Origin of the sequence: Acidovorax sp. NPDC077693, from assembly GCF_044542805.1 — a bacterium.
Classification (GTDB): Bacteria; Pseudomonadota; Gammaproteobacteria; order Burkholderiales; family Burkholderiaceae_C; genus Acidovorax.
In genome coordinates, this window is record NZ_JBITVD010000013.1 from 45,299 (window position 1) to 60,996 (window position 15,698).

Annotated in this window: 15 protein-coding genes; 14 read left to right on the forward strand and 1 reads right to left on the reverse strand. The window is 68.2% G+C overall.

All coding sequences use genetic code 11. The annotated features are described in order from the left end of the window. The first annotated feature begins 144 nt into the window (after positions 1 to 144). From ACIGHN_RS18760 to ACIGHN_RS18815, 12 genes are all read left to right on the forward strand, one after another. Positions 145 to 417: an oxidative damage protection protein gene (locus ACIGHN_RS18760; protein WP_056421269.1), complete on the forward strand. Its 273-nt coding sequence runs from the start codon at positions 145 to 147 to the stop codon at positions 415 to 417. Positions 418 to 481: 64 nt separating this feature from the next. Beyond that, positions 482 to 2,536: a tRNA (5-methylaminomethyl-2-thiouridine)(34)-methyltransferase MnmD gene (gene mnmD, locus ACIGHN_RS18765; RefSeq protein WP_396505542.1), complete on the forward strand. Its 2,055-nt coding sequence runs from the start codon at positions 482 to 484 to the stop codon at positions 2,534 to 2,536. Between the two features lie 138 nt (positions 2,537 to 2,674). Then, a complete protein-coding gene (locus ACIGHN_RS18770; RefSeq protein WP_396505543.1) occupies positions 2,675 to 3,478 on the forward strand; it encodes a sulfite exporter TauE/SafE family protein in 804 nt (267 codons plus the stop codon). Between the two features lie 10 nt (positions 3,479 to 3,488). After that, positions 3,489 to 5,276 carry a nitrite/sulfite reductase gene (locus ACIGHN_RS18775; RefSeq protein ID WP_396505544.1) on the forward strand — a complete coding sequence of 596 codons (1,788 nt, stop codon included), beginning with the start codon at positions 3,489 to 3,491 and terminating at the stop codon, positions 5,274 to 5,276. Positions 5,277 to 5,305: 29 nt separating this feature from the next. After that, a complete protein-coding gene (locus ACIGHN_RS18780; protein WP_396505545.1) occupies positions 5,306 to 5,695 on the forward strand; it encodes a DUF934 domain-containing protein in 390 nt (129 codons plus the stop codon). Positions 5,696 to 5,739: 44 nt separating this feature from the next. Next, a complete protein-coding gene (locus ACIGHN_RS18785) occupies positions 5,740 to 6,363 on the forward strand; it encodes a phosphoadenosine phosphosulfate reductase family protein (RefSeq protein WP_396505546.1) in 624 nt (207 codons plus the stop codon). Positions 6,364 to 6,504: 141 nt separating this feature from the next. Beyond that, positions 6,505 to 7,470: a sulfate adenylyltransferase subunit CysD gene (cysD, locus tag ACIGHN_RS18790; protein ID WP_396505547.1), complete on the forward strand. Its 966-nt coding sequence runs from the start codon at positions 6,505 to 6,507 to the stop codon at positions 7,468 to 7,470. Positions 7,471 to 7,483: 13 nt separating this feature from the next. Then, positions 7,484 to 8,860 carry a GTP-binding protein gene (locus tag ACIGHN_RS18795; RefSeq protein WP_396505548.1) on the forward strand — a complete coding sequence of 459 codons (1,377 nt, stop codon included), beginning with the start codon at positions 7,484 to 7,486 and terminating at the stop codon, positions 8,858 to 8,860. A gap of 181 nt (positions 8,861 to 9,041) precedes the next feature. Beyond that, positions 9,042 to 9,371, forward strand: a complete 330-nt coding sequence (fdxA, locus tag ACIGHN_RS18800; RefSeq protein ID WP_056168144.1) for a ferredoxin FdxA — start codon at positions 9,042 to 9,044, stop codon at positions 9,369 to 9,371. 130 nt (positions 9,372 to 9,501) lie between these two features. Further along, a complete protein-coding gene (locus ACIGHN_RS18805) occupies positions 9,502 to 10,551 on the forward strand; it encodes an NAD(P)/FAD-dependent oxidoreductase (RefSeq protein ID WP_396505549.1) in 1,050 nt (349 codons plus the stop codon). 137 nt (positions 10,552 to 10,688) lie between these two features. Continuing rightward, the gene (locus tag ACIGHN_RS18810; protein ID WP_218381719.1) at positions 10,689 to 11,045 is read left to right on the forward strand and encodes a nuclear transport factor 2 family protein; all 357 of its coding nucleotides are present in this window, start codon (positions 10,689 to 10,691) and stop codon (positions 11,043 to 11,045) included. Between the two features lie 15 nt (positions 11,046 to 11,060). Then, entirely contained in the window at positions 11,061 to 11,942 is an 882-nt protein-coding gene (locus ACIGHN_RS18815) for a helix-turn-helix domain-containing protein (RefSeq protein WP_396505550.1), read from the forward strand. 83 nt (positions 11,943 to 12,025) lie between these two features. On the opposite strand, the gene ACIGHN_RS18820 is transcribed toward ACIGHN_RS18815, so the two are convergent. Then, positions 12,026 to 13,051, reverse strand: coding sequence for an NAD(P)H-binding protein (locus ACIGHN_RS18820; protein WP_396505551.1), 1,026 nt, complete (start codon positions 13,049 to 13,051; stop codon positions 12,026 to 12,028). A gap of 84 nt (positions 13,052 to 13,135) precedes the next feature. On the opposite strand from ACIGHN_RS18820, the gene ACIGHN_RS18825 reads away from it, so the two are divergent. Then, a complete protein-coding gene (locus ACIGHN_RS18825; RefSeq protein WP_396505552.1) occupies positions 13,136 to 13,831 on the forward strand; it encodes a TetR/AcrR family transcriptional regulator in 696 nt (231 codons plus the stop codon). A gap of 359 nt (positions 13,832 to 14,190) precedes the next feature. After that, positions 14,191 to 15,474 carry a purine-cytosine permease family protein gene (locus ACIGHN_RS18830; protein ID WP_396505553.1) on the forward strand — a complete coding sequence of 428 codons (1,284 nt, stop codon included), beginning with the start codon at positions 14,191 to 14,193 and terminating at the stop codon, positions 15,472 to 15,474. Positions 15,475 to 15,698 lie beyond the last annotated feature (224 nt).

Here is a 15,698-nt window from a genome sequence, read left to right on the forward strand (position 1 = left end):
GGTGCAATTCACCGATGAAGCGCATTCTGAAAGCCCCTCTACAAAACTGGAACTACTGAGATTTCAGTTCTTTATATCCAAATCATCTGAGCCGCACCACCTCCAGGACGCGGCTCACCCCACATTCATACACAAGGAAACCCCATGGCACGCACCGTCCAATGCATCAAGCTCAACAAGGAAGCCGAGGGCCTCGACTTTCCGCCCTACCCCGGCGAGCTGGGCAAGCGCATCTGGGAAAGCGTGAGCAAGGAGGCCTGGGCCGGCTGGCTCAAGCACCAGACCATGCTGGTCAATGAAAACCGCCTGAACCTGGCCGACGCCCGCGCCCGCCAGTACCTGGCGCGGCAGATGGAAAACCATTTCTTTGGCGGTGGCGCAGATGCTGCGGCCGGCTACGTGCCCCCCAGCGAGTAAGCAGCGAACCGCGCACCTTTTCGCACCCGTCGCAACACTCAGTCAGCACACACGTCCAAGCCTCATGTCCGAACCAGTGGACTGGCTGCCGGACGGCACCCCCTACAGCCCCCGCTTCGGCGACCGCTACCACAGTGAAAAAGGCGGCCTGGACCAGGCCCGCCACGTTTTCCTGCACGGCTGCGGCCTGCCCGCGGCGTGGGCGGGGCAGCCGCAATGGCGCATTCTGGAAACCGGGTTCGGCTTCGGGCTGAACTTCCTGGTGACCTGGGCTGCCTGGCGGGCCGACCCCGCGCGCCCCACCCTGCTGCACTTCGTGTCGACCGAGGCGTGGCCCGTGAGCGCGGCCGACCTGCTGCGCGCCACCACGGCCCACCCCGACCTGGCGCCGCTGGCCGAGGAACTGCACCGCCAGTGGTGGGGCCTGCTGCCGGGCGTGCACCGGCTGCGGTTCGACGAGGGCCGTGTGCTGCTCACCCTGTTTGTGGGCGACACGCAGGCCATGCTGCGCGCGCAGAGCCTGACGGTGGACGCGGTCTACCTGGACGGCTTCAGCCCCCAGCGCAACCCCGAAATCTGGGACCTGCACACCCTCAAAGCCGTGGCACGCTGCTGCCGCCGCGGCACCCGCCTGGCCACCTGGACCATTGCGCGGGCCGTGCGCGACGCGCTGGCGCAGTGCGGCTTCGACGTGAGCCGCGTGCCGGGCGTGCCGCCCAAGCGCGACAACCTGCATGCGGTGTACGACCCGCGCTGGGAGCCCCGCACATCCCGCAAGGATGGGCGCCAGGATGCCGCCGGGACCGCCCCGCGGCCACCCGGCCGCTGCATCGTCGTCGGCGGCGGGCTGGCCGGTGCAGCCACGGCCGCCAGCCTGGCGCGGCGCGGCTGGCAAGTGCAGGTGCTGGACCAGGCCGACGCCCCCGCGGCGGGCGCATCCGGCCTGCCCGCAGGCGTATTCGCGCCCCATGTGTCGCCGGACGACAGCGTGCTATCGCGCCTGTCGCGCAGCGGGGTGCGCACCACGCTGCAACAGGCCGCCTGGCTGCTGCGCGAAGGGGCGGAGTGGGCCCCCAGCGGCGTGCTGGAGCACCGCACCGACGGCACGCCAGGCCTGGGCGCAGGCTGGGCCGACGGAGCCGGCGCGGACTGGAGCGAGGCCGCCAGCGCCGACGCCCTGCAGGCCGCCGGCCTGCCGTTGTCCACCACCGCATGCTGGCACCACCAGGGCGGCTGGGTGCGGCCACCCCGCCTGGTGGCCGCGCTGATGGCGCAACCGGGCATCGAGTGGCAGGGTCGGTGCAAGGTGGCGCAATGGCGGCGCGTGGACCCCGCGCCCGCGGACGCCCCAGCGCCTGAGCACGCAGACGCCGCCCCTGACACAGCGGCCCAGACGGCCCCGCCGGGCACTGCCGGCCACTGGCAGGCCCTGGACGAACAGGGCCATGTGCTGGCACAAGCACCCGTCGTCGTCATCGCGGCAGGGGCCGGCAGCTTGCCATTGCTGCCGGCGCACTGGCAGTTGCAGCCGGTTCGCGGCCAGGTGTCCTGGGGGGCTGCATCAACCGCTGCAGAGGCCCCGCGCGTGCCGTTTCCGGTCAACGGCCACGGCAACCTGGTGCCCCGGTTTCCCCCAAGCGATGGCAACGATGACACCCACGCCGAGGGCGCCCCCCCTGCCACCGCCTGGGTCATGGGCTCCACCTTCGAGCGCGATGTGAGCGCCCTGCCCCCTTCGCCCGCCGACCAGCAGGCCGCGCACGCCACCAACTGGGCCAAGCTGCAGACGCTGCTCCCGGCTGTGGCGCAGCAGCTACAGCCTGCTTTCGCCACGGTGCTGCCCGTGGGTGGAGGCCCCGGTGCAGACGCCAGCCCGACGCCACCTGCCGCTGCGGTCCAGTCCTGGGCCGCCGTCCGCTGCACGGCCGCCGACCGCCTGCCCATCGTCGGCCCGGTCGACCCTGCCACCCTGCCCGGCATCTGGGCCTGCACCGCCATGGGGGCCCGCGGCCTCACGCTGGCGCTGCTGTGCGCAGAACTGCTGTCCGCCAGGCTGCAGGGCGAGCCCCTGCCGCTGGACGCCAGACTGGCCAGGGCCCTGGGCAGCGAGCGGCTTTGACGGGACGACAGCCCCTGCAGGGCTGGGCACTGCAACCCCGCCACATCCCGCATCAATCCTTGCTTATATGAAAAAAGACATACTGGAAGTCAAAAACAATAGTTTGTTTTCATAAGCGAGGCCTCTACATTCGCTGCCATGCATGAATTGGCGTTTGTTTTTGCGGGCTTTGCGGTGGGGCTGATCGTCGGCCTGACCGGTGTGGGCGGTGGCTCGCTGATGACGCCTGTGCTGATCTTTTTCTTCGGCGTGAAGCCGCACCTGGCCATCGGCACCGACCTGTTGTTCGCGGCCTTCACCAAGATGGGCGGCACGGTCAGCATGGCGCGCCAGCGCCTGGTGCCCTGGCGCGTGGTGGGCCAGCTGTGCGCGGGCAGCATCCCGGCCGCGCTGCTGTCGCTGTGGGCGCTGCAGATCCTGGGTCCCGCCAGCGGCACGGCGCAGCGCATCATGACCACGACACTGGGCTTTGCGCTGCTGCTGACGGCGGCGGCCACGCTGTACAAGGTGGTGGCCTTCTCGCGCGAACGCCAGGCCGCCGACCATGCCAAGCGCGTGGCCGGTGCCGAGCATGCCACGCGCCCCCGCCACTGGGCCCTGCCCGTGCTGCTGGGCGCCGTGATCGGCACCATGGTCACCTTCACGTCCGTGGGCGCTGGCGCCATCGGCGTCACGGTGCTGCTGCTGGTCTACCCGCTGCTGCCCCTGCCGCGCGTGATCGGCGCCGACATCGCCTACGCGGTGCCATTGACCCTGGTGGCGGGTCTGGGCCATGCCACGCTGGGCTCGGTGGACTGGCCTTTGCTTGCACAATTGCTGGCTGGCTCGTTGCCGGGCATCTGGCTGGGCTCGCGCCTGGTCACCCGCACACCTGAACGCCTGATCCGCTCCGCGCTGTCCCTCCTGCTGGCCTGGGCAGGCGCCAAATTAATAATGATCTGATGGGTCCACGATGTACCAATACACCCCTTTCGACAAAAAGTTCGTAGAGCAGCGCGCGCACCAGTTCCGCGACCAGCTCAACCGCTGGCAGGCCGGCAAACTGGCCGAGGACGACTTCCGCCCCCTGCGCCTGCAAAACGGCTGGTACGTGCAGCGCTACGCCCCCATGCTGCGCGTGGCCGTGCCCTACGGCGAGATCGCCAGCCGCCAGCTGCGCGTGCTGGCCACCATCGCCCGCGAGTACGACGAGCCCGAAGCGGCCGTGTTCAAGGCCGCCATGGAAGGCCAGGGCCTGCTGGGCACCACCTTCCTGCCCAAGAACTGCGCCCACTTCACCACGCGCACCAACGTGCAGTTCAACTGGATCCCGCTGTCCAAGAGCGCTGACGTGATGGACCTGCTGGCCACCGTGGACATGCACGGCATCCAGACCAGCGGCAACTGCATCCGCAACACCACCACCGACGCGCTGGCCGGCGTGGCCGTGGACGAGATCGTGGACCCGCGCCCCTACGCGGAAATCATCCGCCAGTGGACCACGCTGCACCCCGAGTTCGCGTTCCTGCCGCGCAAGTTCAAGATCGCCATCAGCGGCGCCAAGGACGACCGCGCCGCCACCGGCTGGCACGACGTGGGCCTGCACCTCATCAAGAACGATGCGGGCGAGATCGGCTTCAAGGTCTTCGTGGGCGGCGGCATGGGCCGCACGCCGGTCATCGGCACGGTGATCCGCGAGTTCCTGCGCTGGAACCAGATCATGAATTACATCGAGGCCATCGTGCGCGTGTACAACGAGCACGGCCGCCGCGACAACAAGTACAAGGCCCGCATCAAGATCCTGGTCAAGTCCGAAGGCCAGCAGTACATCGACGATGTGGAAGAAGAGTACCGCCAGATCGTGGAGATCGACGGCGGCCCGCACACCGTGCCGCAGGCCGAATTCGACCGCGTGGCGGCGTGCTTCGTGGCACCCCAACTGGCCGACATCGCCGACGTGGACCCCGCGGCGCTGCAGGCATCGCTCACGGCCCAGGCGGCCGAGCACGTGGCCTTCGGCCGCTGGCTGCAGCGTAACGTGCACGCGCACCAGAACCCGCAGCTGCGCGCCGTGACGCTGTCGTTCAAGCGCCCCGGCCAATCGCCCGGCGACGCGACCAGCGAACAGCTGATCGCCGTGGCCGACCTGGTGGACAAATACTCCGCCGGTGAAGCCCGCGTGACGCACGACCAGAACGTGGTGCTGCCCTGGGTGCACGCCAGCCGCCTGTTCGACCTGTGGCAAGAGGCCAAGGCCCTGGGCCTGGCCAGCGCCAACGTGCAGCTGCTCACCGACATGATCGCCTGCCCCGGCGGCGACTTCTGCGCGCTGGCCAACGCCCGCTCGCTGCCCATCGCAGAGGCCATCACCCAACGCTACCAGGACCTGGACGAGCTCGACGACATCGGCGAGATCGACCTGCACATCAGCGGCTGCATCAACAGCTGCGGTCACCACCACAGCGGCCACATCGGCATCCTGGGCGTCGACAAGGACGGCAAGGAGTGGTACCAGGTCACGCTCGGCGGCTCGGACGGCTCGGACCTGTCGGGCGCCGCCGTGGCCGGCAAGGTGATCGGCCCGTCGTTCTCGGCCGCCGAGGTGCCCGACGTGATCGAAGCCGTGCTCACCACCTACCGCAGCCTGCGTGAAAGCGGCGAGACCTTCCAGAACACCGTGCGCCGCACCGGTCTTGACCCCTTCAAGGAAGCCGCCAAGACCGCCCGCCACCCCGCCAAGCAAGAGCTGGCCACCGCCTGATCGCCAGCCGCCAAGCCCTGATAAGACCCATGAAAATTCTTGCCTCCCAAGACCACCAGCCGCCCGCAGAGGGCGATGCCCGCGCCGTGGCGCTGGCCAACGATGCCGACGCACTGGCGCTGCCGCTCGACGGCGTCGAGCGCGTGGACCTGCATTTCCCCAACTTCACCGATGGCCGCGCGTTCAGCCAGGCCTTCTTGCTGCGCCGCCGCCGCGGCTTCAAAGGCGACATCCGCGCCACGGGCGACGTGCTGATCGACCAGCTGGTGCAGATGCAGCGCACCGGCTTTTCGTCGGCCGTGCTGCGCGATGGCGTGGACCCGGCCGACGCACAGCGCCAGTTCGAGATGTTCCCCGGCTTCTACCAGGGCGACGCGGTGCACCCGCAGCCTCTCTTTGCCGACAAGGCTGCCGCCTGAGCCAGGCCGGCAGCGCTGCTACGCACACCCACCAGCACTCCACCATGAGCCAATTCGATCTCGCACGCGTCAATGCCGACCTGGGCCGCAACGCCGAAGGCCTCGTCGCCTGGGCCCTGGGCCTGGGCCAGAGCCCCATCGTCACCACCAACTTCCGCCCGTTCGAGGCGGTGATCCTGCACATGGTGTCCGCGGTGAACCCGGACGTGCCGGTGGTCTGGATGGACAACGGCTACAACACCGAAGCCACCTACCGCTTTGCCGACGAGGTGACGAAGCAGCTGGGCCTGAACCTCAAGATCTACCTGCCGCTGCGCTCGCGCGCGCACCGCGAGGCCGTGGAGGGACCGACACCTGCGCTGGACGACCCACGCCACGCTGCGTTCACCGAAGAAGTGAAGCTCGAACCCTTTGCCCGCGCCCTGCGCGAAACCGCACCCAAGGTCTGGTTCACCGCGCTGCGCGCCACCGACACCGCCGTGCGCGCACAGATGGACCCGGTCAGCATCAACCCCGACGGCCTGATCAAGGTGGCGCCGCTGCTGCACTGGTCCTCCAAAGAGTTGCACGAGTACTGCGTCAAGCACGGCCTGCCCAACAACTTCGACTATGTGGATCCGACCAAAGGCGAAGACAACCGTGAGTGCGGCCTTCACATAGCCCACTGATACCCAGAAACCGTTCACGCTGAGCTTGTCGAAGCGCCGCGCAGAGCTTTAACAAGCCTGTCCTGAGCCTGTCGACGGGCTCAGCCCGAACGGTTCTGATGGTTCGAACGCGCATCCGCACGAAACACCACTGATCCCACCATGAATGCCCGCACCGATGCCGCGCAGCTGCTGCAGAACAACGACATGAGCTACCACCTGAACAACTCGCACCTGGACGCGCTGGAAGAAGAAACCATCTTCATCCTGCGTGAAGTCGCCGCCGCCTTCGAGCGCCCCACCCTGCTGTTCTCGGGCGGCAAGGACTCGCTGGTGATGCTCAAGTGCGCCGAGAAAGCCTTTGGCACCAAGGCCAGCGGCGGCGGCATTCCGTACCCGCTGCTCATGATCGACACGGGCCACAACTTCCCCGAGGTGACGGACTTCCGCGACTTCCGCGCCAAGGAACTGGGCGCCGAACTCATCGTGCGCAGCGTCGAAGACTCGATGGCGCGCGGCACCGTGCGCCTGGCGCACCCCGGCGAGAGCCGCAACGTGCACCAGTCGGTCACGCTGCTCGAAGCGATCGAGGAATTCCGCTTCGACGCGCTCATCGGCGGCGCGCGCCGCGACGAGGAAAAGGCCCGCGCCAAGGAGCGCATCTTCTCGCACCGCGACAGCTTCGGCCAATGGCAGCCCAAGGCCCAGCGGCCCGAGCTGTGGACCCTGTTCAACACCCGCCTGCAGCCCAATGAGCACTTTCGCGTGTTCCCCATCAGCAACTGGACCGAGCTCGATGTCTGGCAGTACATCGACCGCGAAAGCATTGCGCTGCCCAGCATCTACTACACCCACAAGCGCCAGGTGGTGGACCGCAAGGGCCTTCTGATGCCGGTGACCGAGCTGACCCCGCCGCGCGACGGCGATGTGGTGGAGACGCGCGACGTGCGCTTTCGCACCGTGGGCGACATCACCTGCACCGCACCGGTGGAGAGCACCGCCGCCACCGCGGCCGACATCGTGATCGAGACCCTGGCCGCCGACGTCAGCGAGCGTGGCGCCACGCGCATGGACGACAAGACGAGCGACGCTTCGATGGAGAAGCGCAAAAAAGACGGCTATTTTTGAGACGGGTACTCTGATGACCACTATGAATTCGATAGCTAGCAGCGCTTTGCAGGCAAGCGGTACAGCCCCAAACAACCATGCTTCCGCCCTGAAGTTCATCACCTGCGGGTCGGTGGACGACGGCAAGAGCACGCTGATCGGCCGCCTGCTGGTGGACAGCAAGGCCGTGCTGCAGGACCACCTGGCCGGCGTGCAGCGCCAGGGCGAGACCGACCTGGCCCTGCTGACGGACGGCCTCTCGGCCGAGCGCGAGCAGGGCATCACCATCGACGTGGCGTACCGCTACTTCGCCACCGAAGAGCGCAAGTTCATCATCGGCGACGCGCCCGGCCACGAGCAGTACACCCGCAACATGGTCACGGCCGCCAGCAGCGCCGACGCGGCCGTGGTGCTGGTCGATGCCACCAAGCTCGACTGGAAGAACGCCGGCCTGGCCCTGCTGCCGCAGACCCGCCGCCACAGCCTGCTGGCCCACCTGCTGCGCGTGCATTCGCTTGTGTTCGCCGTGAACAAGCTCGACGCGGTGGAAGACCCCGCCCTGGCCTGGAAGCACATCCAGGGCGCGCTGGCAGCGTTCGCCCAGGCCGCCGGCATCGCCGTGCGTGCGACGGTCCCCGTGTCGGCCCTCAAGGGCTGGAACGTGGTGGACGCCCACCCCGGCTGGTGCGGCTACAACGGCCCCACGCTGCTGCAGGTGCTCGAAGAGCTGCCCAACACGCCCGCCGATACCGGCCTGCCCCTGGCCTTCCCGGTGCAGTGGGTCGAGAAAACCTCGTCCTCGTCGTCGGACACATCCCAGGGCCGCCGCGTGTTCTGGGGCCGTGTGGCATCGGGCCGCGTTGCGCCCGGCACGGCGGTGCAGATCTTCCCGAGCGGCCAGCTGGCCACCGTGGCCCAGGTGATGGACCACGCCCGCCGGCCCACCGATGTGCCCGCCGGCACCAGCGCCGGCATCATCTTGGACCGCGAGGTGGACGTCTCGCGCGGCGACTGGATCCTGGCCGCGCCCACGGCGGCTGCCGCTGCGCCCGCCGACGACGACTTCGGCGACACCCCGGCCGCCACGCCCGCCTGGGCCGCCAGCCGCGAACTGCGCACCACCGTGGCGTGGATGGACGACGAACCCCTGGTCGCCGGCCGCGTGTACTGGGCGCTGCACGGCCACCGCTGGGTCAAGGCCAAGGTGAAAGCCGTGGTGCACAAGCTCAACATCAACACGCTGGCCGAAGAGGCCGCCACGCAGCTCGACCCCAACGCCATCGGCCACGTGCAGCTCGTGCTGCAAGAGGCGATTCCGGCCGCGGCATTCGGCACCGCGCGGGTGCTGGGCTCGCTGATCCTGGTGGATACCGCCAGCCACAAGACGGCGGGCGCCGTGCTCGTGAACTGATCCGCATCGCATGACCAGGCGGGAGCCTAAGGCAGTGCTTTGGCACGGCAAGGCGAACCAACGGCGTCAGGCGTTTGAAGGCAAATTCTCAAGACATCCCTCCCAAGAGAGGGGCCCTGTAACCAAAGGTCGGTGAAAGCTTTTAAAATCGAGGGTTTTCACCGACCCACACAACACTGTCATGACCCACGTCGTCTCCGAAAACTGCATCAAGTGCAAGTACACCGATTGTGTGGACGTGTGCCCTGTGGACTGCTTCCGCGAAGGCCCGAACATGCTCGTCATCGATCCCGATGAGTGCATCGACTGCGCCGTGTGCATCCCCGAGTGCCCGGCCAACGCCATCTTTGCCGAAGAAGACCTGCCCGCAGACCAGATCGCCTTCATCAAGATCAACGCCGACCTGGCCTTTGCCGACGGCTGGAAGAGCATCACCAAGCGCAAGCCCGCCCTGCCCGACGCCGACGAATGGAATGGCAAGCCTGGCAAGGTCAACGAATTGGTCAAGTGACCCTTCACCCCCAACCGTTCGGGCTGAGCTTGTCGGAGCCTTGCGCCGCGCTTCGACAAGCTCAGCGTGAACGGTTTGTGTCGATCCAACTCGACGTGGCGCCTGACGCTGCCACCCTGCCGTGCCGACCATGATTCAAGAAACCGACGCCGTCGTCATCGGCGCCGGCCCGGTGGGCCTGTTCCAGGTCTTCCAGCTGGGCCTGCAGGGCATCACCGCCCACCTGATCGACGCCCTGCCCCATGCGGGCGGCCAGTGCGTGGAGCTGTATGGCGACAAGCCCATCTATGACATTCCGGGCATTCCGGTGTGCACCGGGCGCGAGCTGGCGGCGCTGCTGCTGCGGCAGATCGAGCCCTTCCAGACCCACTGGCACCTGAACACGCTGGTCGCTGCGCTGTCTCTACAGGACGACGGACGCCTGCTGGTCGAGACATCGCAGGGTGCGCAGTTGCTGGCCCGCAGCGTGTTCATCGCGGCGGGCGTGGGCGCTTTTGTGCCGCGCGCGCTCAAGGTGGACGGCATCGAGCAGTTTGTGGGCAAGCAGGTGCATTACCAAAGCCTGCCTGCCGACACCGCGCTGGCCGGGCAGCATGTGGTGGTGCACGGGGGCGACGAGCCCGCCGTGGCGCGTGCGGTGGAGTTGGCCGAAGCCGGCCTGGCCGCCCGCGTGAGCCTGCTGCACCGCCGCGATGTGTTCCAGGCGCCTGACGCCCTGCTGCAGCGCCTGCAGCAACTGCGGGACGCGGGCCGCATCCATGTCGAGGCCGCGCAGATCACGGGCATCGAGACTGCGGGCGACCGGCTGGCCGCACTGCAGCTGGTGGATGCCGATGGCAGTACCCGCGCGCTGGCGCTGGACCTGCTGGTGCCGGTGCTGGGCATCTCGCCGCGCCTGGGGCCGATCGCCGACTGGGGCCTGGCCATGGACCGCAAGCAGCTGGTGGTGGACACCGAGGCGTTCCGCACCAGCGTGCCGGGCATCCACGCGGTGGGCGACATCAACACCTACCCCGGCAAGCGCAAGCTGATCCTGTGCGGCTTTCATGAAGCCACGCTGGCTGCGTTCGGCGCGGCGGAGGCGCTCAAGGGTGACAAGGTGGCGCTGCAGTACACGACCACCAGTGCGCGGCTGCACCAGCTGCTGGGTGTGGCCGTAGCGCCGCCCGCCAGCGCATAGCCTGCGGCCCATGCCCGCCATCATTGGCACGATGCAACGGGCCTGTGGCAAGCGAAGAAAAAAGCACAAAATGTCCAAATGACGGATAGGTGCTCGGCACGATGGCGTCTCCAATCCACCAACAGGAGTACCGCACCATGAGCCAGCCACTTCAATCCATCTGGGACACCTACACCGCGTCGTGGAAAACCGACTCGCCCACCGAGCGCGATGCCCTATTTGCGCAGTCACTCGACCCCGCCTGCACCTACGACGACCCACTGGCCGCCACGCAGGGCTGGGGGCAACTGACGGCCTACATGGACGATTTTCACCGCCAGGTGCCCGGCGGCCATTTCGTGACGCACTACTTCGCCAGCCACCACCAACAAAGCATCGCCAAGTGGAACATGCTGGACGGCAACGGCCAGGTCATCGGCGAGGGCGTGAGCTACGGGCGCTACAACGACGGCAACCGCCTGGTCGCCATGACGGGCTTTTTCGAAACGCCCTGATCCGCAGGCCCGCCCGTGCTGCACCTGCGACAACTACAGGAGGGCATCGACTACGTCGAGGCCCATCTCGAATCCGACATCGAGCTGGCCGACGTGGCACGGGCCGCGGGCCTGAGCCAATGGCACTTTCAGCGCATCTTCAAGGCGCTGACCCACGAGACCTTGAAGACCTACATCCGCTCGCGCCGGTTTGCCAAGGCGCTGGAGCAACTGGCCGGCACCCGCCTGAGCGTGCTGGACATCGCGCTGGCCGCGGGCTACGACACCCAGGAGAGCTTCACCCGCGCCTTCAAGGACTGCTTTCGGCTGACCCCGTCGCAGTACCGCAAGATGGGCAATCGCTCGCTCTTCGTGCGCAAGATCATGCTGGACCCGAGCTACCTGGCGCACCTGCAGCACAACGTCTCGCTGGCACCCGCGATGGAAGCCCGGCCCGCGATGCGCATGGTGGGCCTGCCCACCGACTACTACGGCATCGACTCCGAAAAGAACAACCTGGGCCAGAAGCTGCCACCCCTCTGGGGACAGTTCGTTCCGCGGCTGAAAGAAATTACCAACGCGATACCAGGCGTCTGCTACGGCGTGGTGGCACCGGCCGCGCCCGACAGCGAGCAGCTGCGCTACCTGGCCTGCACCGAGGTCCAAGGCCCCGGCGATGTGCCGCCGGGCATGGCTGCGCTGGAGCTTCCAGCTGCGACCTATGCACGGTTCACCCACCGAGGCCCGGCCCAGAACGTCGATGCCACGGTCAACTACATCTACGGCAGCTGGATGATGTCGTCCGGCCAGGCCCACTCCCTGCGGCCGGACCTGGAGATCTACGATGCGCAGTACCACCCGACGTCCGAGCAGTCGGTGATGCACTACGCGATCCCCGTGAGGCCCCCGGGAGCTTGAACAGCCATCACGGCAGCTATCACGGCAGCTATCACGGCGCAACGCCGTGAGCGCCATGATTGCCCTTATCGCGTTATCGCTGGTCAGGTCGGCGCACCATCTCCAAACCACTGCAGTGCACCTGCCGCGTGGAGCGACTGCAGCACGTCCACCGGATCGACGGCCTGCGCCAGGGCCAGCGCGCCGCGGTGCGGGTACGCAGGGCCGAGCAGGCGCTGCGCCACCTCCACCACGATGGGCGCCGTCACCGCATAGATGTCCTGGCCGCGCACCCCTGCCGTGCGGCTTGAGCCGCCCTGCACCACATGGACGGCCAGCTCGAACCGCTGGGCTGAGCGCCCCGCGCCGTCCGTGGCCGTGGGTGGCGGGGTGGCCGCATCGCGGATGTCCTGCAGCGCAGAGCGGTTGAGCAGCGAACGGATCTCGCCCACCGGCAGGTGGTGGGCCAGGGTGATGACTTCGCTGAACGGAATCTCGACCATGGCCTGGCGGCCCAGCGGCTCGGCAAAGGTCCAGTCCGGCACGTCGGCGGACGGCACCAGGGGCGCCAGTCGGCCCTGCCGGACCACCAGCCGGGGCGCGGTGTTGCGCTCGCCGGTGCGGCGCGTGCCCGCCGTGGGCCACCAGTGGTCGAGCGCGACCGCCACGGTGATCACGTCGATGCGGCCCGGTGCGGCCAGCGCGCTGGCCAGCAGGTCGGCCAGCCCGCCGTAAAAGGCAGCGGCTGGCACCACCACGCGGCCCGCCGCGCGGGCCGGAGCATCCAGACCGTCCAGGGTGGCCAGGGTGCTGGCCTGCTCGGCCGTCACGTCCAGGTAGTGGCACCCTGCCCGCAGGGCGGCCTGCCCCACCGGTGCGGCGGTGTCCATGAACGGCCCGGCGCAGTTGATGACGACGGCGCAGCCGGCAAACGCCGGGTCCAGGCTCGATGGGTCGGCCAGGTCGGCGGTACGGCAGGCCACGCCCGGCGGCATGGTGTCGGCCAGCTTGCGTGCGTCGCGGCCCACGGCGACAACGCCCAGGCCGCGCCGCAGCGCCTCTTGCACCACGAACCGGCCGGTGTGGCCGGCGGCACCGAACACGGCGATGGATGGCTGGGTGGAATTCATGGCAGTCCTTGATGGGTTGGGCTTGAAAAGATACAGACCTGTCTGCTCTTAAAATATTACAGACAGGTCTGTATCATTGTCAACATGCCCACTGCAAAAACTTCTGAACCCGTTGCCGACCGGGGTGTCCCGTCGGTGGACGCCAGCGCCAGCGCCACAGCCGCTCCCACCCGCCCAGCGCCCAGGCGCGCTGCCAAAGCCGCCGCCAGCGACGGCGCCGATGTGCGCAGCCGCATCCTGGACACGGCCTCCCGGCTGTTCTACGAACGCGGCGTGCGCGCCGTGGGGGTGGACCTGGTGGTGCTGGAGGCCGAGGTCGCCAAGACCAGCCTGTACCGCTACTTCCCCACCAAGGACGACCTCATCGTGGCGTTTCTGGAGCGGGAGGATGTGGACTTCTGGGCCACGTGGGACGGAGTGGCCGCGCAGTTCGGCGACGACCCGGCGGGCGAGCTGAACGCCCACATGGGCTGGATCGGCGAGCGCCTGGCGCGCTCGAACTACCGGGGCTGCCCGCAAATCAACGTGGCCGCCGAATTTGCCGAGCAGGACCACCCCGCGCGCCTGGTATCGCAGCGGCACATGCAGGCGCTGCGCCAAAGACTGCGTGCCATCGCCGTGCGGCTCGGGGCGACCGACCCGGACCGGCTGGCCGCCCAGTTGGCGGTGCTGGTCAACGGCGCCTTCGTGAGCGCGGGCTTGCTCAGTGCACAGGAAGGCACGGGCGTGCTGCGTGCCGCACTGCAGGCCCTGCTGGCGGGCGCGCAAGCCCAGGGCTGATGCCATCGCGGGGCTGCTGAGTTCCAAGACTGGGCGTGCGTGGGGAGTTCCTTCACCCGCGCCCACACGCCGCCCCCTTTGCCGCCCCGGTCGTAACCGACCGTTTCCGCGTGGCACAATCGCGCCGCTGCCTTCGGGCGGCAATGCTAGGGGTGTCCCGCCGAGCGCGGGGCTGAGATCACACCCTTTGAACCTGTTGCACACCCGCCGTCTGATCGCCTGACGGCTGTGTGCGTGAGATCATCCTCGCGCAGGGAAGCCAAGTCCGACGACGCCACGCCCTGCAACCCTTGCGCTGCCGGGCGCCAGCCACCCGGGCCGCCCCTGCTCTGTACGCCTGTCTGTCTACGGAGCCCTCCATGCCTGTCCACACCGCCGCGCCCGCTGCCACCAACGAAGCGCTGGCCCCCGTCTCCCCCGACCGCCGCGTCTTCCAGTGGCACGACCACGCCTCGCTCTGGTTCAGCCTGGGCGTAGGCCTGCTGGTCATGCAGGTGGGCGCGTATCTGATGCCCGCGCTGGGCACGCAAGAGGCGCTGATCGCCATCGTCTGCGGCTCCATCGTGGGCGCAGGCCTGCTGGGCTGGGTGGCCAAGCTGGGCTGCGACAGCGGCCTGGCCAGCGCCGGGCTGATGCATGCGGTGTACGGCCGCACGTTCGCCAGCCTGCCGATCATCTTGAACATCGTGCAGCTGGTGGGCTGGGGCACCTTCGAGCTGGTGGTCATGCGCGATGCCACGGTGGCCATCGGCCAGCAGTCCGGCACCCTGGCCGGCGCGCACTGGCCCGTGCTGGCCACGCTGCTGTGGGGCGGCGTGGTGATGCTGCTCATCAGCGGATCGATGGTGCAGCTGGTGCGCAAGGTGATTGCCCGCGTGGCGCTGCCGCTGGTGGTGCTGTCGCTGCTGTGGCTGTCGTGGCAGTTCTTGTCGCTGGCGCAGGCCCAGGGTTTTGAAGCGCTGTGGACGCGCAAGGGCGCAGGCGGCATGGGCGTGCTGCCCGCGCTGGACCTGGTGATCGCGATGCCGATCTCGTGGCTGCCGCTGGTGGCCGACTACGCGCGCCACGGCAAGAGCGGCAGCGCTGCGCTGCGCGGCACCTGGCTGGGCTACGCGCTGGCCAACATGTGGTGCTACACCCTGGGCGTGCTGGTGGCGCTGACGCTGCCCAGCAAGGACCTGGTGCAGGCGCTGCTGCTGGCCCAGGGCGGGCTGATCGCGCTGTCGCTGATCCTCATCGACGAGGTGGACAACGCCTATGGCGACACGTACTCGGGCGCGGTGTCGGCCCACAGCCTGCTGCCGCGCTGGAGCGTGCGCCGCTGGGGCCTGGGCGTGGCCGCCGTGTGCACCGCCCTCGCGCTGGTACTGCCCATGCACAGCCTGGAGCCCTTCCTGCTGCTGCTCAGTTCGGTGTTCGTGCCGCTGTTCGGCGTGATCCTGGGGCGCCTGGCATTCGGCGCCAACGCGCCCGCACTGCTGGCCAATGCGCGCCGCGTGAATGCGGCGCCGGTGGCCATCTGGGTGCTGGGTATCGCGGTGTACCACCTGGCCCCGCAAGTGGTGCCCGGGGCCGGGTCGGCACTGCCGGCGTTGGCGTTCAGCTTCGTGCTGGCGCTGGCCACGCGGCCGCGCGCTGCGTGATCTGCACCCCTGGCAAAGCCTGCAACGGCTTCACCCTGGCGTTGCTACCAAATTCATAGCTGCTACCGCTTGATGGACAAGCGGTAGCAGCCTAAAAGCCATACATCAGTCCCGCACCATCCCCATTGCTGCGGCATCTTTTAACTTGAACAAACCGTTCGGGCTGAGCTTGTCGAAGCCTTGCGCGGCGCTTCGACAAGCTCAGCGTGAACGGTTCAAGTTGA

Excerpts from the sequence above, each read along its gene's own strand:
- ACIGHN_RS18760 (WP_056421269.1), top strand. The coding sequence starts at position 145 with ATGGCACGCACCGTCCAATGCATCAAGCTCAACAAGGAAGCCGAGGGC.
- mnmD (WP_396505542.1), top strand. The coding sequence starts at position 482 with ATGTCCGAACCAGTGGACTGGCTGCCGGACGGCACCCCCTACAGCCCC.
- ACIGHN_RS18770 (WP_396505543.1), top strand. The coding sequence starts at position 2,675 with ATGCATGAATTGGCGTTTGTTTTTGCGGGCTTTGCGGTGGGGCTGATC.
- ACIGHN_RS18775 (WP_396505544.1), top strand. The coding sequence starts at position 3,489 with ATGTACCAATACACCCCTTTCGACAAAAAGTTCGTAGAGCAGCGCGCG.
- ACIGHN_RS18780 (WP_396505545.1), top strand. The coding sequence starts at position 5,306 with ATGAAAATTCTTGCCTCCCAAGACCACCAGCCGCCCGCAGAGGGCGAT.
- ACIGHN_RS18785 (WP_396505546.1), top strand. The coding sequence starts at position 5,740 with ATGAGCCAATTCGATCTCGCACGCGTCAATGCCGACCTGGGCCGCAAC.
- cysD (WP_396505547.1), top strand. The coding sequence starts at position 6,505 with ATGAATGCCCGCACCGATGCCGCGCAGCTGCTGCAGAACAACGACATG.
- ACIGHN_RS18795 (WP_396505548.1), top strand. The coding sequence starts at position 7,484 with ATGACCACTATGAATTCGATAGCTAGCAGCGCTTTGCAGGCAAGCGGT.
- fdxA (WP_056168144.1), top strand. The coding sequence starts at position 9,042 with ATGACCCACGTCGTCTCCGAAAACTGCATCAAGTGCAAGTACACCGAT.
- ACIGHN_RS18805 (WP_396505549.1), top strand. The coding sequence starts at position 9,502 with ATGATTCAAGAAACCGACGCCGTCGTCATCGGCGCCGGCCCGGTGGGC.
- ACIGHN_RS18810 (WP_218381719.1), top strand. The coding sequence starts at position 10,689 with ATGAGCCAGCCACTTCAATCCATCTGGGACACCTACACCGCGTCGTGG.
- ACIGHN_RS18820 (WP_396505551.1), bottom strand. The coding sequence starts at position 13,051 with ATGAATTCCACCCAGCCATCCATCGCCGTGTTCGGTGCCGCCGGCCAC.
- ACIGHN_RS18825 (WP_396505552.1), top strand. The coding sequence starts at position 13,136 with ATGCCCACTGCAAAAACTTCTGAACCCGTTGCCGACCGGGGTGTCCCG.
- ACIGHN_RS18830 (WP_396505553.1), top strand. The coding sequence starts at position 14,191 with ATGCCTGTCCACACCGCCGCGCCCGCTGCCACCAACGAAGCGCTGGCC.